The organism is Pseudomonas sp. CFBP 13719 (assembly GCF_014842095.1).
Taxonomy (GTDB): domain Bacteria; phylum Pseudomonadota; class Gammaproteobacteria; order Pseudomonadales; family Pseudomonadaceae; genus Aquipseudomonas.
The window spans coordinates 827,210-852,377 of the sequence record NZ_JACYVB010000003.1 but is presented as its reverse complement, the minus strand read 5'-3'; the positions used below and the strand labels follow the sequence as shown (position 1 = coordinate 852,377).

Genomic DNA, 25,168 nt, shown 5'->3' with positions numbered 1-25,168 from the left:
CATGAGTGAGGGCCTGCGGACGAGGGCGCGCATTTCCCCAGATTCGACACGACCTGTCTAGTCCAGTGGCGCGGTGCCATGAGTATCTGAGTCATGATAGAGGTGTGCGTTCCGTCTGGCGATAGCCGTGCGCGTCAGACCGGTGATGGGCTGTGTTTTTATCGCGCGGTCGCTGTCAGCACCAAATGGCATGACATCTGGAATTATCCTCGCTTGCGACAGGCATTCGCCCGCCTCGATACTTTCGGCACCTCCGTTGTCGAGCACTGTCATGGCCCTGGACTACCGTTTCACCCCAGCCTTCGAAAACCCTACGGGCTCGGCCATACGCGAGCTGTTCAAGTACCTCTCGCTGCCGGGCATGATTTCCTTCGCCGGCGGCTATCCGGCCTCGACGTTCTTCGACCAGTCCGGCCTGCGTGACGCGGCAGACCAGGCAATGCGCGAGACGCCTCTGGACTGCCTGCAATACGCCGCCACCGAAGGCCTGCCGGCCCTGCTCGAGCAACTGGTGGAGCTGATGGCGCGGCGCGGTGCCGTGGTGAAGGCCGAGGACATGGTGGTGACAACCGGCTCGCAGCAAGGCTTCGACTTGTTGCTCAAAGTGTTGCTGGCACCCGGCGCCACGGTGTTGGTGGAATGCCCGACCTATCCTGCAGCGCTGCAGGCGTTGCGCCTGGCCGGGGCGCAGGTGCTCAGTGCGGCGACCGATGCCAACGGCCTGGACACCGACGCGTTGGCGCAACAGCTGGCCCAGCGTACGCCTGGCGATGTGGCCATGCTCTATTGCGTGCCGACCTTCGCCAACCCTACCGGCGCCTGCCTGCCGTTGGCGCGGCGCATGGCGCTGCTGAAGCTGGCGGTCGCGCACGATTTTCTGCTGGTCGAAGATGATCCCTACGGTGCGTTGCGTTTCGCCGGTGAGGACGTGCCGTCGTTGCTGGCGCTGAGTCGGCAGGTCGAGGGCGCCGAGGGCAGGGTGATCCACCTGTCCAGTCTGTCCAAGGTACTGGCACCGGGGCTGCGGGTGGGCTGGATGGTGGCACCTGCGGCCATCCGCCAGCGCTGCCTGGTGGCCAAGCAGACCGTGGACCTGTGCACCTCGCCCTGGGCACAGCGCATCGCGGCCAATTACCTCGCGGCAGGGGCTTTGGAGCGGGCCTTGCCGGGCCTGGCCGAGGGCTACCGGCAGAAATGCGAGCGGATGCTGGCAGGGTTGCAGCCGCTGACGGAATACCTGGAGGTCAGCGCGCCTGCAGGGGGAATGTTCGTCTGGGGCCGCTGCCGTCACGGGCTGGACGCCAAGGCGCTGCTGCCGCGTGCGATCGAGCAGAAGGTGCTGTTCGTGCCGGGCAGCGCGTTCTATGCACACGACCCTGACCCGAGCAGTATTCGCCTTTCGTTCGCCGCACCGGGGCTTGCCGACATCGACGAAGGCCTCGAACGCCTGCGCCGCGCCTTCCTGTAGCAGCGGCGCAAGCCGCGTCACCGGCGCTGTGGTCTATCTGAAACAACCCGTAGACGCCGGACGCGGCTCGCGCCGCTGCTACAGACATGCCGAGCCCTGCGTGGCAAGAATTACCGTGATGGATCCAGGGACAATAAATCGCGCTCCTCGAAGAAGAACTCGTCGCAGTTATTGCCAGGGCCTTTACGGTCCACCACCAGAAAGTCATCGCCATCGGCCAGGGCCAATATCGGATGGTGCCAGACGCCCTGATGGTAGTTGATGCCCTGATGCCCGTCGCTACGAAAAGCCCGCACCGCTTCACTGTGCGGCACCTCACCGGCCGGGGCGACCACGATGAGAAACGCCTTGCCCTGCAACGGGATGAACGCCTGGCTGCCCAGCGGGTGACGTTCCAGCATGCGCACGGTCAGCGGCATCGGCAGGGTCTGGGCGCGAAAGATGCTGATCACGGCCTGATCCTGCGCAGTGCCAAGCTGCACGTCCGCCAGGCGATCGAAGCGTTGCGTGGAGCCGTTGTTGATCAGGAAGTGCGCGCTGCCCTGGGTTTCGATCACATCGCCGAAGGGGGCAAACGCGGCTTTGCTCAGGGGTTCGATCGTTAATGTACGCATGAAGGGCCTTGTCGTTAATTGACGCTGCCTGGGTGGTCGATCCACCCAGGCAGGCGAACGGATACCGATCCGGCTATCTGGCCAGCGTGCCCAGTACGCGCAGGCGGCTTACACCCCCGTCGGGGAAAACGTTCAGGCGGATATGAGTGATCGGCCCCAGTGCCTTGATCTGTTCGGCGAAGCTGTGTTCCTGGTGCATCTGCAGTTTCTGGCTGGGTAGCAGCTCGCGCCAGAACAGGCTCTGGGTCTCGATCTGGCTGTCGGTGCCGCCTTTGACGAACGCGCCCTGGATCGAGCAACTGTCGGGGTAGTTGCCCTTGAAGTGCAAGGTATCGACCACCACCTGCTGCACCACCCCGGCATGACCCAAGGCCACGATGACCCAGTCATTGCCTGGCGTGCGCCGCCTTGCGGTTTCCCAGCCATCGCCCATGTTGACCCCGCGGCCGGGATTGAGCAGGTTGCTCATGCTGCCATAGTGCTCGTCCGAGCAGGCCAGTGCGCGTCCACCGTTGAGCGCGCTGGCCAGGTCGAGCGGCTCCTCGTCGCTGACGCTCGACCAGCTGCGGAACGGTACGCCATACACGCGCAGGCGCGCCACGCCGCCGTCCGGGTAGATGTTGAAGCGCAGATGGCTGAAGGCGCTGTCGTTGTCGATGCCGTGGTAGTGATGGCTGTTGCCCTGCAGTTCCACCGCGCCGAGGATCTCGACCCACTGCGTCTGCTCGTCGGGTTCGCCTTCGCTGATGAAGCACGCTTCCAGTGACGCCGAAGGAGGGAAGTTGCCGGTGAAGAACGATGTGTCGATATCCACGCCCTTGATCGAGCCCGGCGCGCCCAGGCGGATCACCGCCGTGTCATAGCCTTCGAAGCGCTTGCGCCGCGATTCCCAGCCATCCATCCACTTGCCGTTGTCGTCGAACACGCCTTCCTTCCACACCGCCGGGGTGGGCTGGAACAACCGGTTGACGTCGGCAAACCAATCATCGGTCACCGAAATGGCGCGGGTACCGAGGCGGGCATCCGCCAGGTTGACGTATTTCTGAAACGGTGCGGCGTAGGCTTTCATGAATGCGGGTCTGCCTTGAACGGTGGTGAGATGAAAATCGCGCCGGGCGCGATGGCATGGCTGCAGCGGTTACAGCGCTTGCAGGCGAAACAGCGCAATCTTGTCGATTTCGCGCAATGCACAGCTGAATTCGTCCTCGGGAGAATGGCCGATACGTATCTCGAACGCCGCCAGGATCTGCTGCCGGTCGCTGCCCTTGACCGCCATGATGAACGGAAAGCCAAAACGGAGTCGGTACGCGTCGTTGAGCTCGGTGAAGCGCTGAAACTCCTCGGCGGTGCATTGACTGATGCCGGCACCAGCCTGCTCCTGGGTGCTGGCAGCGGTAAGCTGGCCCTGTACCGCAGCCTTGCCGGCCAGATCGGGGTGCGCATTGATCAATGCCATCAGCCTGGCACGGTCGGCGTCGGCCACCACCTGGCCCATGCAGGCGTGCACCGCCTCGATATCGTCGCGCCGCTCCACTGGCAAGCGGTCGAAGGCCTGCTGGGCGACCCAGGGCGAGTGCTCGTAGATGTCACCGAACGCGGCGATGAAATCGGCGCGGCTCAGCCGTGAGGGTTGCAGGGTACGGAAGTGGCTCATGGGCGAAGGCTGCCTGGGTAGGGATGAACGTTTTGCCAGTGACGGGCGATGTCCACACGCCGCGCGCACCACACCTGCTCATGGGCCTGGACATAGTCAATGAAGCGCTTGAGCGACGCCAGGCGTCCCGGGCGGCCGATCAGGCGACAGTGCAGGCCTATCGAGAGCATCTTCGGCGCGTCCGCGCCTTCGGCGTACAGCACGTCGAAGGCGTCTTTGAGGTAGTCGAAGAAGTCGTCGCCCTTGTTGAAGCCCTGTACCTGGGTGAAGCGCATGTCGTTGGTGTCCAGCGTGTAGGGGATCACCAGATGCCCATGGCGCGCATCGCTGCCCGGTTGCCAGTAGGGCAGGTCGTCGTCGTAGGCGTCGCTGTCGTAGAGAAAACCGCCTTCTTCCATTACCAGGCGCCGGGTATTGGGGCCGGTGCGACCGGTGTACCAGCCCAGCGGTCGCTGGCCAGTGATGTCGGTGAGGATGCGGATGGCTTCGAGCAGGTGTTCGCGCTCCTGCGCTTCATCGACGTTCTGGTAGTCGATCCAGCGATAGCCGTGGCTGCAGATTTCATGGCCATCGGCGACCATGGCCCGAATGGCCTCAGGGTGGCGCTGCGCGGCCATGGCCACGGCAAAGACGGTCAAGGGAATACCGGCCTGGCGAAACAGCTTGAGCACCCGCCATACGCCGGCGCGGCTGCCGTATTCATAGAGCGATTCCATGCTCATGTTGCGCTGGCCCTGCAACGGTTGAGCTGCGACCATTTCCGACAGGAACGCCTCGGACTCGCTGTCGCCATGCAGCACGTTACGTTCGCCGCCTTCTTCATAGTTGAGCACGAACGACACTGCAATGCGGGCGTTGCCCGGCCAATGTGGATGAGGGGGGGTGTCACCGTAGCCGATCAGGTCGCGGGGGTAGTCGGGGCTCACCGCAGGCTTCCTTCTGTACGTGGCAGAACGGGCTCGACGACGTACCCGAGAAGGGGCCGCGTCGCGCTTGAATGGAGTGTATACATCGGCATGGGCAATTTGTAAGCTCGCATCACTGACGGGTAGATGGCTTCATCCTTGCAGAAGCACTTGCCCAGAGTCTTGCAAAAAACCTGCCCGGTCGGTCAGCAATAAGGATCTTTCGGGGTTTTTGGCTCGGCTCCTTTGCAATGTGCTACGCGCCATGCCCCGTTTCGGCGCGAGTCGCACGTTCCCGCTCTACCACGGTGCGCGCTGGAAGCACCCCTTCATCAGGTGAACATCGACCATGGGACGCTTGACCACACATGTATTGGACACCGCACATGGGTGCCCTGGTAACGCCATCCAGGTGCGCCTGTACCGGGTCGAGGGCGAGCAGCTGCAACTGCTGGCAACGGCCGTGACCAATGCCGACGGCCGCTGTGACGTGCCCTTGCTGGAAGGCGAGCATTATCGTTCGGGGGTGTACCAGCTGCACTTTGCTGGCGGCGACTATTACCGTGCCCGTGGCACGCCCATGGCGGCGCCGGCCTTTCTCGACGAGATCGTGCTGCGCTTCGGCATCGACGCCAGCCAGGCGCACTACCATGTGCCGCTGCTGCTTTCACCCTACAGCTACTCCACCTACCGCGGCAGCTGATTAACTCAGTGGCCAGGCCGGTGTGCGCTCATTTGAGCCCGAGCTTCCTGCGCATCGCCACGGTGATGCTCTGGCGGGTGGTGAAAAAATCCGCCCACGGATCTTCATCCATCTCTGCCAGGCGTTCGAGCACACTGTCGATGTTCCAATGGTCGCCTCCCTTGATCTGCGCTACCTCGTCACGGCTGACCGGCACCGAAACCGGCAAGCCGTCACGCGCCCGTGCGGCGTAGGCGCAGGCCGTGGTCGCGCCGAGGCCATTGCGCAGGTAGTCGATGAAGATCTTTCCGACACGATTTTTCGGGCCGGACACGGCGCTGAAGCGCTCCGGCATCAGCCTGGCCATGTGCTCGACCACGGCGCGGCTGAATGCCTTGACCTCGTCCCAACCCAGCTTGCGGGTGATCGGCACCACCACGTGCATGCCTTTGCCGCCGCTGGTCTTGAGAAACGATGCGAGGCCCAGTTCGTCGAGCAGGGTCTGGGTCAATTGGGTGGCTTCGACCATGCTTTTCCAGGGCAGGGCTGGATCGGGGTCCAGGTCGAGCACGAACCGGTCCGGATGTTCGAAATCCTTGGTGGTCGCGTTCCAGGTGTGCAGCTCCAGCGTGCCCATCTGCACCGCGCCGAGCAGTGCCTGGCCGTCGTTGATGACCATGGCGGCCTGGCCTGCCTCTTCCTTGTCGAAGGTGACGATGTGCGGGATCGCCAGATGGCCTGCGTGCTTCTGGAAGAACAGTTCGCCGCCCACCCCGTCGGGCGCTCGTACCAGCGCCACCGGACGCTGCTTGAGGTGCGGCAGCAACCAGGGTGAAATGCGTCCGTAGTATTCGGCCAGTTGCATCTTGGTGGTACCGCTGGTGGCATCGATCACCCGTTCCGGGTGGGTGATGCGCACCTGACCGACCAGGTCCGCGTCGTCTGCTTTGGTAGCCGCCTTGCGAGGTGTCTTCTTCGGCTTCACCGGTTGGGTGGGCGCGCTGATTTTCGCAGCGGGCGCCTCCGACGTGATGTTGCTGGCGGGCTTGTCGCTGCGCAATCCATGAAAAACCGCATGACGGACGGCGCCGTCACGGGTCATTTCGGCATACGCCACTTCAGCCACGAGAGTCGGCTGCAACCAATGCACGCCCCGTGCGTCGGCGCCCTTGGGTGGATTGCTGAGCGCCGGGTCGTCGGTTTCCAGCGGCTGCAACTGCGTCAGCAGGGTTCGCAGCGTGGCTTCACTGAAGCCGGTGCCGACCTTGCCGGCATAGCGCAACTCGCCGCTGTCGGCGTCATGCAGACCCAGCAGCAAGGCGCCGAATGCGCTGCGGCTGCCCTTGGGCTCGGTGTAACCGACGATGATGAACTCCTGGCGGCGCTTGCACTTGAGCTTGATCCAGTCACTGCTGCGCCGCGACACATAGGGGCTGCCGACACGCTTGCCGATCAGTCCTTCCATGTTCATCTGGCATGCGCTGGCGAGCAGCGACTCGGCCGAGTCGGCGAAGTCGTCGGAGAATTTCAGGGCATCGTCCTCGTTGGCTTCCAGTACCTTGGCCAAGGCACTGCGGCGCTGCTCGACAGGGACTTCGCGCAGATCCATGCCGTTGAGGTAGGGCAGGTCGAACAGGTAGAAGACGATGTCACCGCTGTGTTGCTGCTCGAAGGCGTTCTGTAAGGCCTGGAAATCCGGCACGCCTTGTTCGTTGGTCACGACCACTTCACCGTCCAGCCAGGCCGACTGCAAGCCCAGGGCTGCAAGTGCCTTGGCCTGGCGCGGCATCTTGGCGGTCCAGTCGTGCCCGTTGCGCGTGAACAGCCTGACCTCGGCGTCTTCGATGCGCGCAACGATACGGTAACCGTCGAACTTGATCTCGTAGCGCCAGTCACCGTCCGGGGCGGTGTCCACCAAGGTCGCCAGCTCGGGCTTGAGGCTGGCCGGCAACGCAGCGGCGCGTGCGCCTTGCAGCTGCACACCTTTGCCAGTGGCCCTGGGCTTGGCAGTCGGTTTGGCCATGGATTTGCTGGCTGTTCTGGTCGATCCTTTGCTTTTGTGCTTGCGCGGAACCAGAGTGCGCTCGCTGAGGACGCTGTCGGGCTGGGCCTCCAGCACATCGTATTCGGCCGAGGGACGCGCGGCCTCGTCCTTGGACTTTATCAGGAACCACTGCTCACGCTTGCCAGGCATATGGGTCTTGACCAGGTTCCACGCGCCAGCCAATTTCTCGCCCTGCAGCACGAACTTGAGCTTGCCCTTTTCATAGCCCTGGCGAGGGTCGCCCTCGGGGATCCAGGTGCCGCGGTCCCAGACGATCACGTCTCCGGCGCCGTAGTGCCCCTCGGGAATGTTGCCTTCGAAGCTGGCGTAATCCAGCGGGTGGTCTTCGACATGCACGGCCAGGCGTCGAGCGTTTGGGTCCAGCGATGGACCCTTGGGCACCGCCCAGCTTTTCAGGGTGCCATCGAGTTCCAGGCGAAAGTCGTAGTGCAAGTGGCTGGCATCATGCTTCTGGATGCAGAACTGCAAGGCCTGCGCGGCCTTGCCGCGCTTGCCGCTGCTTCTGCCGCCCGAAGGCTCCGGGGTAGCATCGAAATCACGCTTGCGGTTGTACTCCTCCAGTGCCTTGCTCATGGCGTTCCTCACTCATGATGCGCTTGCGCTGCAGGGCTGTCAGCGCAGACAGAACAGCGCCACCTGCGGCGCCTCTCCGATCCATTGATCGCTGACTTCCCAGCCGGCCGCAGCGGCCAGTTCGGTAAAGGATTGCACGGTGAACTTGTGCGAGTTCTCGGTGTGCAGCCGTTCGCCCGCCTTGAAGGCGAACGTGCGTCCCGCCACACGGACCTGTTGCGCCTTGCGGCTGACCAGGTGCATTTCGATCCGTTCGTAGTCGGGGTTCCATAGCGCCAAATGGTCGAAGGCCTGTTCGTCGAAGTCGGCGTCGAGCTCGCGATTCATGCGCGTCAGCAGGTTCTTGTTGAAGCGTGCCGTAACCCCGGCAGCGTCATCGTAGGCAGCCTCCAGCGTAGCGATGTCCTTGACCATGTCGACCCCGATGATGAAACGCGCATCGCGCCCCAGCAGCTCGCGGGCCGAACGCAGAAAGCGTACGGCTTGCGGGCGGGTGAAGTTGCCCAGCGTCGACCCCGGGAAGAAGCCCACGCGCGGATGGCCACGGGTTTCCTCCGGCAGGTGCAGGGCACGCGTGAAATCATCGACCAGCGGGGCGATACGCAGGGCAGGGTAGCGCTGGCGCAACTGGGCGCCGGCGCGCTCCAGCGCGTTGCTGCAGATATCGATCGGTACGTACAGGCCGATCTGCGGCACGGCATCCAGCAACAGCCGTACCTTGTCGCAGGCACCGGCGCCGAATTCGACCAGGGCGGCATCTACGGCGATCAATGCGGCGAGCTGCGGTGCGATTTCGGTGAGCAGGGCCGTTTCCGCACGTGTTGGATAGTACTCGGGCAAGGTGCAGATGGCTTCGAACAGCTGCGAGCCCTGGGTATCGTAGAAATACTTCGGCGAAATCGACTTCTGTGGCGCCGACAGCCCGGTCACTGCATCGCGGGCGAATTCGTCGCTGCCATCGTTTCTTGCGCTGTACGGCGTGACGTCGCGGGCCAGGCGCAGGCCCGAGAACATCCAGCGGCAGGCAGGCCCAAAAAAGTTGCGGTAGGTAGGCCGCGTATGGCCCACCGGAGTGATGCTGGCGCCACCGCGCAGCACCATCTGGTTGATCATGAACTTGCCGTTGTATTCACCCACTGCGCTGACCGCTGGCTGAAAACCGGGGTAGGCGCTGTAGGCACTTTGCGTCCATTGCCAGGCCACATCGTCGAGCTGCTGCAGCTGCCCGGTGCCAGCGGCAATTTCCCATTCCGCTTCGGTGGGCAGGCGCGCGCCGGCCCATTGGGCGAAGGCTGCCGCTTCGTAGTAGCTGATGTGCACCACGGGGGCGTCGAGTTGCAGGGGTTGCAGCCCGCGCAGGCTCATCTCCAGCCAGTTGCCGGCGTTGTCCTGCTGCCAGTAGAACGGCGCATGCCAGCCTTCGCCCTGCACCGTCGCCCAGCCGTCGGCCAGCCACAGCCCTGCCTGGGTGTAGCCGCCGGCTTCGACGAATTCCAGCCACTCACCGTTGGTGACGAGGCGATCGGCGATCTCGAACGTCTGGGCGAATACCTTGTGCCGCGGGCCTTCATTGTCGAAGGCGAAGCCGTCGCCGGCGTGACCGATCTCCACCAATCCGCCGGCATGGCCGATGAACCGACCACGCTGGCCGCTTGCGTCGACGGGCCATGCCGGGTCGTAGGCCGGTTTGAGCGCAGACAGGCTGAACAAGTGCAGGATGTCCATCAGCAACAGTTCCTGGTGCTGTTGCTCGTGGGACAGGCCCAGTTCGATCAACGCCTGCACTTCAGGCGCAAGGTCGCCGCTCAACAGGTCTTGCATATGCTGGTCGACATGGGCGCGGTAGGCGCGTACTCGGTCCAGTCCCGGACGCGTCATCAGGCCACGTTGTGGACGTGGCTGGCGCGGTCCGACGGCTTCGTAATAGGAGTTGAAGAGGTAACAGAAATCGGGGTCGAAGGGCGTGTAGTGCGGCAGTTGTTCGGCCAGCAGAAACGTCTCGAAGAACCAGGTGGTGTGCGCCAGGTGCCACTTGGCCGGGCTCGCATCGGGCATCGATTGCGCGCCCATGTCTTCGGCGCTGAGCGGGCTGGCCAGGTGTTCGCTGTGGCGACGCACCTGGTTGAAGCGTTGCAGCAGGTCGTGCAGGGGAATGACGGGCACGGCGTGCTGGGAAAGACTATTCATCAAGAGGCTGCTCCGACGGCTCCGTCGATGGCGACGATGGGAAACGGGCGCGGGAGCGCTTTTCTATCGCTTTCCGCACGACCGCCGTTGGGCTTCAACGACGGGCTAAAGGGTGTGACTGTGCAACCCCCGGCAGGTTCGCCCGCTCATCGAAAACCCCATCCGCCGTGCCCCTTTCGCGGCCAATGACCGCTGCTACGGGATGCAACCTCCGCTGTAGGAGCGGTCCGTGGCCGCGAACCGGACGCCGCAGTGGACCAGCCAATCCGCGGTGCCCTTTTCGCGGCCGATGACCGCTCCTACGGGATGCAACCTCCGCTGTAGGAGCGGTCCGTGGCCGCGAACCAGGCGCCGCGGTGGATCAGCCAATCCGCGGTGCCCCTTTCGCGGCCGATGACCGCTGCTACGGGATGCAATCTCCGCTGTAGGAGCGGTCCGTGGCCGCGAACCAGACGCCGCGGTGGACCAGCCCATTCGAGGTGCCCCTTTCGCGGCCGATGACCGCCCCTACGGGATGCAACCTCCGCTGTAGGAGCGGTCCGTGGCCGCGAACCAGGCGCCGCGGTGGATCAGCCAATCCGCGGTGCCCCTTTCGCGGCCGATGACCGCTGCTACGGGATGCAATCTCCGCTGTAGGAGCGGTCCGTGGCCGCGAACCAGACGCCGCGGTGGACCAGCCAATCCGCCGTGCCCTTTTCTCGGCCGATGACCGCTGCTACGGGATGCAATCTCCGCTGTAGGAGCGGTCCGTGGCCGCGAACCAGACGCCGCGGTGGACCAGCCAATCCGCGGTGCCCCTTTCGCGGCCGATGACCGTTCCCACGGGATGCAACCTCCGCTGTAGGAGCGGTCCGTGGCCGCGAACCAGACGCCGCGGTGGACCAGCCAATCCGCCGTGCCCTTTTCTCGGCCGATGACCGCTGCTACGGGATGCAATCTCCGCTGTAGGAGCGGTCCGTGGCCGCGAACCAGACGCCGCGGTGGACCAGCCCATTCGAGGTGCCCCTTTCGCGGCCGATGACCGCCCCTACGGGATGCAACCTCCGCTGTAGGAGCGGTCCGTGGCCGCGAACCAGGCGCCGCGGTGGATCAGCCAATCCGCGGTGCCCCTTTCGCGGCCGAGGACCGCTCCCACGGGAGAAAGGTTGCGGCCGGTTGTGAGAGCCGGAAGGCTGTCCCACAATGCATTGTCAACCAAGGAGTGACGATGAACGCTTTCGAAGACATGCGGCTGTTCGTCCAGGTGCTGGAATCGCGCAGCTTCACCGCCGCTGCCGAGCAGTTGGGGATTTCCAAGCAGTACATCAGTCGTCGCTTGATGCAACTCGAAAGCCGTCTCGGCGCGCGCTTGCTCAATCGCTCTACACGGCGCCTCGATGTGACTGCGCTGGGCCAGAGCTATTACGACTCGGCCGTGCGCCTGCTGGCCGAAGTGGAACAGATCGAGCAGGGGATAGCAGGGCAGGCTGCCGAACCGCGTGGCATCTTGCGAGTGAGTGCGCCATTGTCGTTCGCCATGGCGCAACTCAGCGTGCTGATGCCTCGATTCCTCCAACGCTATCCCCAGGTCCAGGTCGAAATGGATCTCAACGACCGCCCGGTCGACCTGCTCGGTGAAGGCTACGATCTGGTCCTGCGTATCGGCGTGCTGGAAGACTCATCGCTGATCGCCCGGCGCATTGCCTCCATCGCTCGTGTCTACTGTGCAAGTCCCGACTACCTGGCCGCACGCGGCATTCCGGACACCCCCCAGGAATTGGCAGCCCACGACTGCCTGCCCTACGGTCATGCGCGGCAGGTACAGTGGCGCTTCCAGGTGGACGGCAAGCCATTGGTGATCGGTGTGGGCGGGCGCCTGCGTGCCAACAACGGCGAACTGCTCTGCGAGGCTGCCGTGGCCGGCATGGGTATCGCCTACCTGCCTCGGTTCATCGTCCAGCAGGCGATCAGCTCGGGACAGTTGCAGACCGTACTCGATGACTTCGTCACCGAGCCGCTGGCCCTTTCGGCGGTGTATCCGCAGCATCGACAGACATCACGGCCAGTGCAGGTATTGATCGAGTTCCTGCGCGAGCATTTGGGCAATCTTTGAGGCCTGCGTCACGCCCGTGCGCAAGATCAGACGTGGCTCAATGCGATACCGAATGAAACGACGATCATGCAGCACAGAGTCAGGTTGATATTCATCGGTACGAAATCCTTGGGGGTAGTCAGGGGCCTATACTGCTGATCCCACGCCCTGAAGAAAAATTCCGTTTTTCGATAGCCATCATCGACTTCCGTGATGCAGGTAACGGTTCACCGCGCGCGCCGCGGCCGCGACACCACCGACTCGATGTTCTTGCGGCCGATCAACCGGGTCGGCGGCGCAGTCTCCTCGGCCAGCCACTTGTACATCACCAGGCAATCCACCAGCCCGTGCTGCGCATGCCGATAAGCCCGCGGCAGGCGCCCGACGGTTTCGAACCCCAGCTTGTGCCACAGGGCCACCGCCACTTCGTTGCTGGCTACCACCGAATTGAACTGCATGGCCAGGAAACCGCTGTCGCGAGCCACTTGCTGCGAGTGCTCGCACATCAGCCGCGCCACGCCACGACCGCGCGCCGCCTCGGTGACCATGTAGCCGCAGTTGCACACATGATTGCCGGGGCCTGCGGCATTGGCCTTGAGGTAGTAGCTGCCCAACAGCTGGCCTTGTTCATCCTCGGCAACGAAGGTATGCAAGGGCAGTTGCAGCCAGGTGTGCTCGGCGGCCTCGCGGGTCATGGCCGGATCGTAGGCGTAGGTCTGCTGACCCTGGACCACCGCATTGAAGGTGGGCCAGAAACGTTCGAAATCGGAGGGAGTCATGGGGCGGATGCTGATCATGGGGCGCTCGCTGCGGATCGGGGTCGGCCCACCGCAGGCCGCCGCCAGGCAGAGATGCCCGACAGCGGCCCCCGAGGTGCCTGGATGGCGCCTATCCTACCATCGGCCGCTGACGTTTTTCCCGCGCGACAGGCGCCTTCCCAGGCTACAGGCGTGCCAGTGTGTCTGGCTGCCAGCCACCGCCCAGTGCCTTGTAGATCGCCACGATGCCGCGGTACAACTCGGTTTCGCCCTGCGCCTGGGCGTCTTCGGCGCTCAAGCGCTCGCGCTCGGCATCGAGCAGCACCAGGTAATCGGCTGTGCCTTCGCGGTACTGGATCGACGCCAGCGACGCCGCAGCGCGGCTGGAGTCGCTCTGGCGCATCAGGGCCTGCAGACGCTGCTGGCGCTTGCCGTAGTCACTGAAGGCGTTTTCCGATTCTTCCAGCGCCAGCAACACATCCTGCTCGTAGCTGGCCAGCGCGCCTTCGGCATCGGCGTCGGCCGCACGAATCTGCGCGCGCACGCTGCCCAGATCGAAAGCTGCCCAGGTGATGCTCGGCCCCAGGCCCCAGGCGTTGGCCGCCGACGAACCGATCTGCGAACCACGGGCCGCGGTGAAACCGAGGAAACCGCTGAGGCTGACCCGTGGGAAGAGGTCGGCCGTGGCCACGCCGATCTGTGCGGTGGCGGCTGCCAGTCGGCGTTCGGCACTGCGAATGTCCGGACGACGGCGCAGCAACTGGGTCGGATCACCGATCGGCAGCGCCTTGGCAATGGCCGGCAGCTGCGCTGGGCTCAGGTCCACGCTGAGTTGATCGGGGCGCTGACCGAGCAAGGTGGCGATGCGGTTGCGTGCCCGCACTTGCTCGGCCTGCAGCTGCGGCACGGTCGCTTCGACCGCGGCCAGGCGTGCATCGGCACGCACCACGTCCAGTTGATTGCCGACGCCGGCTTCCTCCAGGCTGCGGGTGATGCCGCGCGAATCCTGCTGGTTCTTCAGGTTGGCCAGGGCGATCTTCTCGCGCAACTGAGCGCCGCGCAGTTGTCCGTAGGCGTCCACCAGGTCGGCGATCAACGTCACCTGCAACTGCTGCAGGTTGGCCGCGGCTTCACCCTGCTGGGCATCACTGACTTCCAACTGACGCTGGATGCGCCCGAACAGGTCGACTTCCCAGGCCATGTCCATGCCCAGGTCGTAGCGCTCGGTATTGACCCGGTCGTTGGTCTGGCCCGGTATCTGGCTCTTGCCGATCTCGCTGCTGGCGCGGCTGGTCACCACCGGGAAGCGGTCGTTGGCCACGTCGTCGCGGATCGCCCGCGACGCCTTGAGACGGGCGAAGGCCACGCGCAGCTCGCGGTTGCCCTGCAGCGATTCGTTGACCAGGCGATTGAGCGTCGGGTCGTCGAATTGCTGCCACCACACGGCATCGAACTGCTCGGCGCGGTAGTAACGCGCATCCTGGGCGGCCGCCACGGACGCATCCAGCTCCTGCGGCGCGCGGTAGTCAGGGCCCACCGCACACGCGGCCAGGGCCATCACCAGCAGGCTGGGCAGAAGGGGTTTCAAGCGATTCATGGTTGTACCTCAAGCTTGAGCGCGCGGTCTGCCTTGCGGGCCTGGCGACGCTCGACATGGCGACGGATCAGTACGAAGAACACCGGGGTCAGCAGCAGGCCGAAGAAGGTCACCCCCAACATGCCGGAGAACACCGCTACACCCATGGCATGGCGCATCTCGGCACCGGCGCCGGACGACAGCACCAGCGGCACCACGCCCATGATGAAAGCGAACGAGGTCATCAGGATCGGCCGCAGCCGCAAGCGGCACGCCTCCAGCACGGCGGCCAGCGGGTCGAGGCCTTCCTCCTGCTTGTCCTTGGCGAATTCGACGATCAGGATCGCGTTCTTGCACGCCAGTCCGACCAGCACGATGAGGCCGATCTGGGTGAAGATATTGTTGTCGCTGCCCGCGATCATCACCCCGGCAATCGCCGAGAGCAGGGTCATGGGCACGATCAGGATCACTGCCAGTGGCAGGCTCCAGCTTTCGTACTGCGCCGCCAGCACCAGGAAGGCCAGCAGCACGCACAGCGGGAACACGAACAGCGCGGTGTTGCCTGCCAGAATCTGCTGATAGGTCAGCTCGGTCCATTCGTAGGCCATGCCGTTGGGCAGTTCGTCCTTGAGCAGTTTCTCCACGGCTGCCTGGGCCTGACCCGAACTGTAGCCCGGTGCGGCAGCGCCGTTGATTTCCGCCGTGACGAAGCCGTTGTAGTGCATCACGCGATCAGGCCCTGCGGTGTCGCTGACCTTGATGAACGTGGCCAGCGGGATCATCTCGCCGCGGTCGTTGCGCACCTTGAGCTGGCCGATCTGCTCGGCCTCCAGGCGGAACTGCTGCTCGGCCTGGACATTGACCTGATAGGTGCGCCCGAAGCGGTTGAAGTCGTTGGCGTACAGCGAGCCCAGGTACACCTGCAAGGTGTCGAAGATATCGCTGATGGCCACCCCATGGGTCTTGGCCTTTTCCCGATCGATCGAGGCATCCACCTGCGGCACGTTCACCGTGTAGCTGGTGAACAGCCCGGCCAGTTCCGGCACGCTGCGGCTCTTGGCGATGATGTTCTGGGTCTGCTTGTACAACTCGTCATAGCCCAGGTTGCCGCGATCCTGGACCTGCAGGCGGAATCCACCGATGGTGCCCAGGCCCATCACCGGCGGCGGTGGGAAGATCGCCATGTAGGCGTCCTGGATACCGGCGAACTTGCCGTTGAGCTCGGCAGCGATGGCATTGGCCGACAGGCTGGCGTCCTTGCGCTGATCGAAGTCCTTGAGCGCGACGAACACGATGCCGTTGTTCGGGCTGTTGGTGAAACCGTTGATCGACAGGCCCGGGAAAGCAATGGCGTTCTCCACGCCCGGCTGTTTCAAGGCAATGTCCGACATGCGCTTGATCACATCTTCGGTGCGGTCCAGGCTGGCGGCGTCCGGCAACTGCGCGAACGCCACCAGGTACTGCTTGTCCTGGGAGGGTACGAAACCGGTTGGGGTGTTGGCGAAACCGAACCAGGTCAGCACCATGAACCCTGCATACAACAGCATGGCGATACCACTGCTGCGGATCACCCGCGCCACGGTGCCGACATAGCCATGGCTGGCCTTTTCGAAGAAGCGGTTGAATGGTCGGAACAGCCAGCCACCCAGCAGCTTGTCGAGCAATCTGGAGAAACGGTCCTTCGGTGCGTCGTGAGCCTTGAGCAGCACGGCCGCCAGGGCTGGCGACAGGGTCAACGAGTTGAACGCCGAAATGACCGTGGAAATGGCGATGGTCAAGGCGAACTGCTTGTAGAACTGCCCGGTGAGCCCGGAGATGAACGCCGCCGGCACGAACACCGCACACAGCACCAGCGCAGTGGCGATGATCGGCCCGGTCACTTCGCGCATGGCCCGCTCGGTCGCAGCCACCGGTTCCAGCCCCAGCTCGATGTTGCGCTCGACGTTCTCCACCACCACGATGGCGTCGTCCACGACTATACCGATGGCCAGCACCAGTCCGAACAGCGACAACGCGTTAAGTGAAAAGCCGAACATGTGCATGACGGCGAAGGTGCCGATCAGCGACACCGGCACGGCGACCAGCGGAATGATCGAGGCGCGCCAGGTCTGCAGGAACAGGATCACCACCAGCACGACCAGGATCAGCGCTTCGAACAAGGTGTGCACCACCGCCTCGATCGAGCCTCGCACGAAGATGGTCGGGTCGTAGACGATGCTGTAGTCCATGCCTTCAGGGAACGATTGCTTGAGTTCGGCCATTTTCGCCCGAACCTGATTGGACACGTCGATGGCATTGGAACCAGGCCGCTGGAAGATCGGCAGGGCCACCGCCGGTTGATTGTTCAGCAGCGAGCGCAACGCGTACTGACTGGAACCCAGCTCCACGCGGGCAATGTCCTTGAGCCGGGTGATTTCGCCATCGTCGGCGGCGCGCACGACGATGTTTTCGAATTCCTCTTCGGTGACCAGGCGACCCTGGGTGTTGACCGACATCTGGAAACTGGTGGCGTTGGGCGCAGGCGGCGCGCCCAGCTGGCCAGCGGCAACCTGACGGTTCTGCTCGCGAATGGCGGTGACCACGTCGGTAGCGGTCAGGTTGCGGGAAGCGGTCTTGTTAGGATCCAGCCAAACGCGCAATGAATAGTCGCCCATGCCGAACAACTGCACGTCGCCGATGCCATTGAGCCTGGCCAGTTCGTCCTTGATGTTCAAGGTCGCGTAGTTGGACAGGTAGAGCATGTCGTAGCGCTGGTCGGGGGAGGTCAGGTGGACCACCATGGTCAAGTCCGGTGAAGCCTTGTCCACGGTGATGCCGATCCGCGTGACTTCTTCGGGCAGCTTGGGTTGGGTGCGCGTCACTCGGTTCTGCACCTGCACCTGGGCATTGTCCAGGTCGGTGCCCAAAGCGAAGGTCAGGGTCAAGGTCAGCTTGCCGTCGGCGGTAGACTGCGAGGACATGTACAGCATGTTCTCCACACCGGTGATGGCCTGCTCGAGCGGCGCGGCCACGGTTTCACCGATGACCTTGGGGTTGGCGCCGGGGAAGCTGGCACGCACCACCACGGTCGGCGGGACCACTTCGGGGTACTCGCTTATCGGCAGCTGGAACAGCGAGATGGCGCCGGCGATCAGAATGATCAGCGACAGCACGGCGGCGAAGATCGGCCGCTTGATGAAGAATTGAGAGAAGTTCATCGCAGTGATCTCTTAACCGCGTGGAGTCGAAACGCTGGCAACCTTGACCGCAGCAGCGGGCGTGTTGCTGGCTTCCAGGGCATGGCGCTGTTCGGCCAGGGCGGCGAGGGTGGCAGGGCTGGCCATCTGGGCGACTTCGGGATCGACCTGGGAACCGGGGCGAACGCGCTGCAGGCCATTGATGACGATGCGCTCATCCTTGTTCAGGCCACTGCGCACGATGCGCAGGCCCTCCAGCTTGGGCCCCAGTTCGATGCTGCGGTAGGCGGCCTTGTTGTCCTGATCCATCACCAGCACGAATTTCTTGCCCAGGTCGGTGCCCACCGCCTCGTCCTTGATCAGCACTGCCGAATAGGTGGCGCTGCCCACCAGTTTCAGCCGTGCGTACAGGCCGGGGGTGAAGCTGCCGTCCTTGTTGTCGAACACGGCGCGACCACGAATGGTGCCGGTCTTGGGATTGACCTGGTTGTCGACGAAATTCATGTGACCCAGGTGCGGGTTGCCGGCCTCGTTGGACAGCCCCAGGTAGACCGGGGTGGTCTGGCCACGCTGACCCTGGCGGGCGAGCTGGGTGTACTTGAGGTACACGCGCTCGTCGGCATCGAAGTAGGCATACACCTTGTCGGTAGAAACCACGCTGGTCAGCGGCGTCACGTCGGCGGTGACGATGTTGCCTGCGGTTATTTCGGCACGGCTGACGCGTCCGGAGATCGGCGCCGTCACGCGGGTGAAGCTCAGGTTCAGCCGGGCCAGGTCAAGCTGTGCCTGGATGCCGGCGAGCGCCGCGCGCGATTCCTGCGCCGCGGTGGCACGGGTCTCGGCCAGCTCGGCGGAAATCGCGTTGCTCGCCTGCAGGCGCTGGCCGCGTTGCGCTTCGTTGTCGCTACGCGCCGAACTGGCGCGGGCCTGTTGCAGCTGCGCTTCCAGGCGCCGCACTTCGGCCTGGAAGGGCCGCGGATCGATCTGGAACAGCAGGTCGCCCTTGTTCACCAGGGCGCCCTCGGTGAAGGCTACCTGGTCAATCTGGCCCGACACGCGTGGGCGAATCTCAACGGTTTCCGGTGCTTCCAGGCGCCCGGTGAACTCGTCCCATTCATTGACCGGCTGTTCCAGTACCTGGGCCACGGTAACCTTGGGTGCAGCAGGCGCCTGAGCGACATCGGGTGTTTTTCCGCAAGCCGCGATCACCATCAGCGCAAGGGCCGCCAACGGAAAACGCAACGGAGTGAGTGACTGGTGCATGTGCAGATCCGCCAAGTGAAGTAAGGGAGCATCAACGATGGGCGGATCATGCGGCGCAGACGTGACAATCGACGAATCGAATGGTTCGAAGGTAACTATCATCGCGAATGATAAACATCGCTGGAAGTGCTTGATTTTCTGGAAAAATACAAAGCTAGCTAACGATTTATTCATTCCAGCACCTGACGGCAGGGCAGACCCTCAAGGCACAGCCGTACAAGCCTTGAAATACTTTCTCGCTGTAGGAATTAGTACGGCGGGCGGTAGGATCAGATTCCGAAACTACTCAAGACCTCTATGAACCCCGTCACGGAACCTCCCAGTCCCGCGCTTCACGCAATACCCCCCTTCTGCCTGATGAGTACCCTTTCATGGAATGGCTAGCCGACCCCACGGCCTGGCTAGGCCTGGCGACCCTGATCGTCCTGGAACTGGTACTGGGCATCGACAATCTGGTATTCATCGCGATTCTCGCCGACAAGCTGCCGCCGCATCAGCGTGACCGCGCGCGGGTGATCGGCCTGTCGCTGGCGTTGATCATGCGCCTGGGCCTGCTGGCCAGCATTTCCTGGATGGTGACGCTGACCGAGCCGCTGTTCGAGGTGTTCGGCAAGACGTTCTCCGGACGCGACCTGATCATGCTGTTCGGCGGTATCTTCCTGCTGTTCAAGGCCACCATGGAGCTGCATGAAAGGCTCGAAGGCCATGTCGCGCAGCGCGCTGGCGTCAAGACCTACGCCCTGTTCTGGCCAATCGTCGCGCAGATCGTCGTGCTGGACGCCGTGTTCTCCCTGGATGCGGTGATCACCGCCGTGGGCATGGTGGACGAATTGTCGATCATGATGATCGCGGTGATCTTCTCCATCGGCCTGATGATCATCGCCAGCAAGCCGCTGACGCGTTTCGTCAACAGCCACCCGACGGTGATCATGCTGTGCCTGGGCTTTTTGATGATGATCGGCTTCGCCCTGACCGCCGAAGGCCTGGGCTTCCACATTCCCAAGGGTTATCTCTACGCCGCGATCGGTTTCTCGATTCTCATCGAGGTGTTCAACCAGATCGCGCGGGCCCGGCGCAAGCACAAGCACCAGGATCGGCCGATGCGCGAACGTACCGCCCACGCCGTCTTGCGCCTGCTGGGCGGTCGTCGTCCGGCCAGCGAAGCCATGGACGAGGAGATCGAAGACCTGGTGGGCCAGGAGCAGAGCGAAGCGCTGTTCGATCGGCGTGAGCGGGTGATGATCAGCGGGGTGTTGAACCTGGCCGAAAAACCCATCCGCAGCATCATGACCGTGCGTGCCCAAGTGGATTGCCTGGACCTGGGTGCGTCGCGCGAGGTCACCGAGCAGACCTTGATGCAGTCGTCCTACTCACGCCTGCCATTGATCGCACAAGGCCAAGTGGATGAACCGCTGGGTTTCGTGCACAAGAAGGAGTTGCTCAAGCAGCTGCTGGCGGGCGACGCACCGGACCTGGCCAGCCTGGCGCGCCAGCCGATCAACCTGCTCGAGACCTTCAGCATTCTCAACGCCCTGGAGCAGATGCGTGCGCAGTCCACGCACATTGCCTTCGTGGTCAACGAGTTCGGCGGCTTCATCGGCATTCTGACCATGACCGACATTCTCGAGTCGATTGCCGGCGAGCTGCCCGACGCCAGCGAAGTGCAGGCCCCCGATATCGTCGAGCAGGAAGATGGCTATCGCGTGAGTGCAGCGTTGGACCTCAAGCAGCTGCAGACGCGCATCGGCTTCGATGCAGCGCCGACCAATGACTACCAGACCCTGGCGGGCATGGTCATGAGTCTGCTCGACCGTTTGCCCAAGCAAGGCGACACGCTGCAATGGGAACACTGGAGCCTGACCGTGCTGACCGTGGAGGAGCGCCGGGTCAAACAGGTGCTCCTGCGCAAGCAAGCGCTGGAGGTGTAGCGAAACCGCGCGCAATCACACGGCGCGACGCGAGCGCGCCAGGTGCTTGGCGCCTTCGAACATCAGCACCAGCACCGCCAGCCAGATCGGCAAGTAGGTCAGCCACTGGTCTGGCGCGATGCTCTCGCCCAGCAGCAATGCCACCCCCACCAACAGCACCGGCTCGACGTAGCTGAGCAGCCCGAACAGGCTGAATGGCAACAGACGGCTGGCCATCACGTAGCAGATCAACGCCGATGCACTGATGACGCCAAGAATCGGTATCAGAGCGTACAGCAGCGGTCGCGCCTGCATGTCGGCCGGCGACAGCTGCCCTTGCACGATGAACAGCAGCGCGGCCGGCAGCATCAGGCACATGTCCGTCCACAAACCGCCCAGGTGATCATTGCCGCAAGCACGGCGCAGCACGAAGTACACCGGATAACCGGCAGCCACCAGCAGCGTTTCCCAGGCGAACCGACCATGCTGGAACAACTCGTGGCCTACACCGCAGGCTGCGCAGAACACCGCCAGCTTCTGCAGGTGCGAGAGCTGTTCGCCATACACCAGGCGGCCTGTGAGGACCATGGTCAGCGGCAGCAGAAAATAACCCAACGACACTTCCAGGCTGCGCCCGTGCAGCGGCGCCCAGAGGAATAGCCACAGCTGCACACCCATCAGCGCCGAGGTACCTATCGAGCCCAGCAGCAGCACCGGGCGCTGGGCAATGTTGCGCCACACCCTGGCGACCAGATGCAGATCGGCACTGAGCCACATGAACAGGGTCACGCACGGCAGGGTCAGCAGCATGCGCCAGCCGAACATCTCTTCGCCGCTCAGCGGTGTCAGCAGCGAGGTATAGAAATACATCACGGCGAACAGAGTGGACGCTGTGACGGACGTGATGATGCCTTTGGACACGGGAGCCTCGAAGCGCGAAAAACCTGACTGAGCCGACAATGATCTCAGCCAGGCGGGCAGGGTACAACCACTGGTTTCAGAGACTGCGCAAGGCTTGCTCGAAATCCGCCAGTGGCATCGGCTTGGCAAACAGATAGCCCTGCAGGTACTTCACATGGCGAGCGGCGAGGTAAGCGCGTTGTTCGTCGGTTTCCACGCCTTCGGCGACCACCTGCAGTTCGAGTTTGGCCGACAGCTCGATGATGCTGTCCAGCACGTGCCGCGAAAGCGTATTGACGCCGATCATGGCCACGAAGCTCTGGTCGATCTTGAGAAAGTCGACCTTGAACTGCTGCAGGTAGCTCAGGCTTGACTGTCCGGTGCCGAAGTCGTCGATGGCGATGCTCACGCCCAACCCGCGCAACCGTTCGAACAGCGCGTGAATCTGCGCGCAGGGCTGGATCAGCTCGCGTTCGGTCAATTCCAGGGTCAAGGCGATCCGGTCTTTCGGGAACGCATCGAGGAACGCCTTGCAGTCATCGAACAGTGCCGGGTCCAGGCAATGCTGGGCGGTGATATTGATGCCGACATGAAAGCCTTGCGGCAGCCGGTCCAGGCAGGTTCCCAACTGCTGCGCGGTGCGCTTCATCAGCAGGCGGGTCATCGGTACGATCAGCCCGCAGTCCTCGGCGTAGGGAATGAACAGGTCGGGCCGGACCAGGCCTTCGCGGGGATGCTGCCAGCGCATGAGCACTTCGGCACCCGCCCAGCGGCCGTCCTGGCTGAACACCACCGGTTGAAAGAAAGGTACGAACTCTTCGGCATCCAGGGCACGCTGCAACTCCTGATAGCGGGAGCCGGAACGACTCATCACCCACCGGCAGAGCAGGCCGACCACCGCCGAGACAAGCAGCAGCAGGCCGAACATGCCGGCGTACTGCTCGCGTATCAACGTCCAGCGCGCACCTTCCGGGATGCCGCTGACCACGCTGAACGGGTAGCGCGTGGACTGCAGTCGAGTTTGCCCGCCTGCGGCAGGCAGCGGCGTCCCCTGATGAACGTTGCCGCTGGCTTCGATCCAGCTGCGGCCGACGTGCAAGGTGATCGAATGGGTCGAGCCCATCATGCGCAAGGCGTTGGCCAGGTGATAACCATCGACGGTACTGAGCGCGCTGGCCTCGCCACGGACGGCGCGGTAGATCAACAAGCCGCGGTCGGGCGTCACCGGATTGCCGGGCATCAGCCACAGTTGTCCATCGACGTAATCGAGCGGATTCACGTTTTCGCTCACTGCGCCCGACAGGGAGCTGCAGTAAAGTGTGTCGCCCTGGATCAGATTCACCGAGCGCACGAAGGGCCGCCGAGTCACCTGGTCCAGCAGCGCCGGTTGTACCTGCGCGCAGGGTTGTCCAGACAGGGGCAGAACGGCATCCGCAGCCGCCGCCACGTTGTCGAGGATGAGCTCGAACTGCTCCACCGCCAACTGGCTGGTGCGCGCCGCCGCCAGCTGCAGTGAACGACCGGCCTCCCAGTTCAGCATGACTGCACCACAGGCCAGCGGTACTGCGGCCGCCAGCCAGGGCAGCAGCAGGCGCGAAAATTTGCGTTTGGAAGCAGCGAGGGTCAACGGCATGCTGGCGACAGTCCTTGTGCGCAGGAGATGCGAGCGGGAAAGCCGCCATCATTTCATGAAAGCGCCTGCGGGGGCAGGCGCCGGGGCTTATTTATCCTTGGACTGATCGGGCTTCTGCATCTGTACCGAGGAAGGGGTACCGTCATTGTTGCCTTTGGTAGTGCTCTTGTCGGCGCTGTCGAAGCAGCCTTGCAACAGTGCCAGGCACAGCACCAGACCGGCGCAGGGGATGATTTTCATGGTGATCTCCGATGTTCAGAACGTGCAGATTGGACTCGACCCTGCCCGATTGGTTGCCTGCGCCGAGCTCGATCCGGATCGGCGCACGCACACGCAGGTGCATCAAACCTGGGCAGCGCCGCGCAGGCGCTCGGCACCTTGACGCAGCAGTCGCTCGGTGGCGGCCCAGCCCAGGCAGCCGTCGGTGACCGACACGCCGTAGCGCATGTGCCCGCTGATCGGCTGGCTGCCTTCCTGCAGATGGCTTTCCAGCATGACCGCAACCAATGAACGATCTCCGTCCAGGCGCTGCTGCAGCACGTCGTCGAAGACCGCTGGCTGGCGCAGTGGGTCCTTGCCGCTGTTGGCATGGCTGCAGTCGACCATGATTCGCGCCTTCACACCTGCTTTGGCCAGATCGTTGTGCACCTGGGCAATGCTCTGACGGTCATGGTTGGGGCCGCGGTGCCCCCCGCGCAACACCAGGTGGGTGTCGGGATTGCCGGTGGTGTCGATCATGGCCGGGTGCCCCTGCGGATCGATGCCGAAATGGCGATGGGCATGAGCCGCACTGCGCATGGCATCGCACGCGACTGCAACGCCGCCGTCGGTACCGTTCTTGAAGCCGACCGGGATTCCCAGGCCGCTGGCCAGCTCGCGATGGATCTGCGATTCCGTGGTGCGCGCACCGATCGCCACCCAGCTCAACAGGTCGTCGAAGTAGCCTGAGGCCATGGGCTGCAACACCTCACTGGCCAGCGGCAGGCCCAGGCGCAGCATTTCGCGCATGAGGTCGCGGCACAGGGTCAGGCCGCCCGCCATGTCGTCGGTACCATCGAGGTAAGGATCGTAAGCCAGGCCTTTCCAGCCCACCGTGGTGCGTGGTTTTTCCACGTAGGCGCGCATCACCAGCAGCATTTCGCCCTCGAGCTCCTGCGCCAGCCGGCTCAAGTTGCGTGCGTACTCCAGCGCGGACTTCGGATCGTGCAGGGAGCAGGGGCCCACTACGACCAGCAGGCGTGGGTCACGGCCTTCGAGAATGGCGCGGATGGCTTGGCGATGAGCCTGGACCTGGGTACCCAGGTGATCGGCAAGGGGCAGTTGCTGCTTGAGCGCGAAATGCGTGGGCAGGCGGTGAGTCGCCGGCGTGTTGGCGGCGTCTTTTGCCGCGGCGGCAGTTGCGGCTGCGCGAGTCTGGACAGCAGGGGTAGGGTGCAGAGTGGTCAGGCTGTTGTTCATGGTCTGGGTCCTGGACAGCGGCGGGCGCTTGCCCGCATGCGCTGCCCTGTCAAGGTGTTCGACAAAGTGCCGGGGAGTCTGGACTGCGGGTCATGCCACCGATCAACGACCGGTCGGAGGCGGCAGGCTGGCCCGAACGGAGGTTGCTAAATCGCCAGAGGTTGCGGATGTCGAAACGGTAATAAGTGAAGTTGTTCATGAAGCGTTCCTCGATTTCGTGGCGAAAGTGCCGAAAAAAACATGAAGCCCTGAAAAGCAAAAACCCCCAGTCGGGAGGC

The 25,168-nt window shown here is 63.6% G+C and carries 19 protein-coding genes; 4 read left to right on the top strand and 15 right to left on the bottom strand.

The window, feature by feature from the left end; genetic code table 11:
* Positions 1-271: 271 nt before the first annotated feature.
* Positions 272-1,468 carry an aminotransferase-like domain-containing protein gene (locus IFT57_RS14210; protein ID WP_192151804.1) on the top strand — a complete coding sequence of 399 codons (1,197 nt, stop codon included), beginning with the start codon at positions 272-274 and terminating at the stop codon, positions 1,466-1,468.
* Positions 1,469-1,578: 110 nt separating this feature from the next.
* On the opposite strand, the gene IFT57_RS14205 is transcribed toward IFT57_RS14210, so the two are convergent.
* The 4 genes from IFT57_RS14205 to puuE all read right to left on the bottom strand — a co-directional run bounded on the left by IFT57_RS14205 (position 1,579) and on the right by puuE (position 4,662).
* Positions 1,579-2,082 carry an ureidoglycolate lyase gene (locus IFT57_RS14205; protein ID WP_122796411.1) on the bottom strand — a complete coding sequence of 168 codons (504 nt, stop codon included), beginning with the start codon at positions 2,080-2,082 and terminating at the stop codon, positions 1,579-1,581.
* A gap of 73 nt (positions 2,083-2,155) precedes the next feature.
* On the bottom strand, positions 2,156-3,151 hold the full coding sequence (gene alc / locus IFT57_RS14200; protein WP_122715734.1) for an allantoicase: 996 nt from the start codon (positions 3,149-3,151) through the stop codon (positions 2,156-2,158).
* A gap of 69 nt (positions 3,152-3,220) precedes the next feature.
* A complete protein-coding gene (uraD, locus tag IFT57_RS14195) occupies positions 3,221-3,736 on the bottom strand; it encodes a 2-oxo-4-hydroxy-4-carboxy-5-ureidoimidazoline decarboxylase (RefSeq protein WP_192151803.1) in 516 nt (171 codons plus the stop codon).
* Entirely contained in the window at positions 3,733-4,662 is a 930-nt protein-coding gene (gene puuE / locus IFT57_RS14190; protein WP_192151802.1) for an allantoinase PuuE, read from the bottom strand. Before puuE ends, uraD begins: the two co-directional genes overlap by 4 nt.
* Positions 4,663-4,990: 328 nt before the next feature.
* On the opposite strand from puuE, the gene uraH reads away from it, so the two are divergent.
* On the top strand, positions 4,991-5,344 hold the full coding sequence (uraH, locus tag IFT57_RS14185; protein WP_122796415.1) for a hydroxyisourate hydrolase: 354 nt from the start codon (positions 4,991-4,993) through the stop codon (positions 5,342-5,344).
* A 28-nt stretch (positions 5,345-5,372) separates the two neighbouring features.
* On the opposite strand, the gene ligD is transcribed toward uraH, so the two are convergent.
* Together ligD and egtB are read right to left on the bottom strand one after the other, a co-directional pair.
* Entirely contained in the window at positions 5,373-7,961 is a 2,589-nt protein-coding gene (ligD, locus tag IFT57_RS14180; protein WP_192151801.1) for a DNA ligase D, read from the bottom strand.
* Positions 7,962-8,000: 39 nt separating this feature from the next.
* The gene (gene egtB, locus IFT57_RS14175) at positions 8,001-10,148 is read right to left on the bottom strand and encodes an ergothioneine biosynthesis protein EgtB (RefSeq protein ID WP_192151800.1); all 2,148 of its coding nucleotides are present in this window, start codon (positions 10,146-10,148) and stop codon (positions 8,001-8,003) included.
* A 1,207-nt stretch (positions 10,149-11,355) separates the two neighbouring features.
* On the opposite strand from egtB, the gene IFT57_RS14170 reads away from it, so the two are divergent.
* On the top strand, positions 11,356-12,240 hold the full coding sequence (locus tag IFT57_RS14170) for a LysR family transcriptional regulator (RefSeq protein WP_192151799.1): 885 nt from the start codon (positions 11,356-11,358) through the stop codon (positions 12,238-12,240).
* Between the two features lie 206 nt (positions 12,241-12,446).
* On the opposite strand, the gene IFT57_RS14165 is transcribed toward IFT57_RS14170, so the two are convergent.
* From IFT57_RS14165 to mexE, 4 genes are all read right to left on the bottom strand, one after another.
* Entirely contained in the window at positions 12,447-13,016 is a 570-nt protein-coding gene (locus IFT57_RS14165) for a GNAT family N-acetyltransferase (protein ID WP_192151798.1), read from the bottom strand.
* 145 nt (positions 13,017-13,161) lie between these two features.
* Complete coding sequence (locus IFT57_RS14160; RefSeq protein WP_192151797.1) at positions 13,162-14,574, bottom strand: efflux transporter outer membrane subunit; 1,413 nt, start codon at positions 14,572-14,574, stop codon at positions 13,162-13,164.
* The gene (locus IFT57_RS14155; RefSeq protein ID WP_192151796.1) at positions 14,571-17,750 is read right to left on the bottom strand and encodes an efflux RND transporter permease subunit; all 3,180 of its coding nucleotides are present in this window, start codon (positions 17,748-17,750) and stop codon (positions 14,571-14,573) included. Before IFT57_RS14155 ends, IFT57_RS14160 begins: the two co-directional genes overlap by 4 nt.
* A 12-nt stretch (positions 17,751-17,762) precedes the next feature.
* Positions 17,763-18,992, bottom strand: coding sequence for a multidrug efflux RND transporter periplasmic adaptor subunit MexE (gene mexE / locus IFT57_RS14150; protein WP_122715847.1), 1,230 nt, complete (start codon positions 18,990-18,992; stop codon positions 17,763-17,765).
* A 371-nt stretch (positions 18,993-19,363) separates the two neighbouring features.
* On the opposite strand from mexE, the gene IFT57_RS14145 reads away from it, so the two are divergent.
* Positions 19,364-20,920: a TerC family protein gene (locus tag IFT57_RS14145; protein ID WP_122715724.1), complete on the top strand. Its 1,557-nt coding sequence runs from the start codon at positions 19,364-19,366 to the stop codon at positions 20,918-20,920.
* Positions 20,921-20,935: 15 nt separating this feature from the next.
* Here the strand turns inward: IFT57_RS14145 and rarD are convergent, their stop codons facing one another.
* From rarD to IFT57_RS14120, 5 genes are all read right to left on the bottom strand, one after another.
* Positions 20,936-21,820 (bottom strand): EamA family transporter RarD, encoded by an 885-nt coding sequence (gene rarD, locus IFT57_RS14140; protein WP_122799888.1) that lies wholly within the window; start codon positions 21,818-21,820, stop codon positions 20,936-20,938.
* Positions 21,821-21,896: 76 nt separating this feature from the next.
* Complete coding sequence (locus IFT57_RS14135; protein WP_192151795.1) at positions 21,897-23,432, bottom strand: EAL domain-containing protein; 1,536 nt, start codon at positions 23,430-23,432, stop codon at positions 21,897-21,899.
* 87 nt (positions 23,433-23,519) lie between these two features.
* Complete coding sequence (locus IFT57_RS14130; RefSeq protein WP_192151794.1) at positions 23,520-23,672, bottom strand: hypothetical protein; 153 nt, start codon at positions 23,670-23,672, stop codon at positions 23,520-23,522.
* Between the two features lie 102 nt (positions 23,673-23,774).
* Entirely contained in the window at positions 23,775-24,890 is a 1,116-nt protein-coding gene (locus IFT57_RS14125) for a 3-deoxy-7-phosphoheptulonate synthase (protein ID WP_192151793.1), read from the bottom strand.
* 49 nt (positions 24,891-24,939) lie between these two features.
* Positions 24,940-25,089: a hypothetical protein gene (locus IFT57_RS14120; RefSeq protein WP_192151792.1), complete on the bottom strand. Its 150-nt coding sequence runs from the start codon at positions 25,087-25,089 to the stop codon at positions 24,940-24,942.
* Positions 25,090-25,168: the final 79 nt, after the last annotated feature.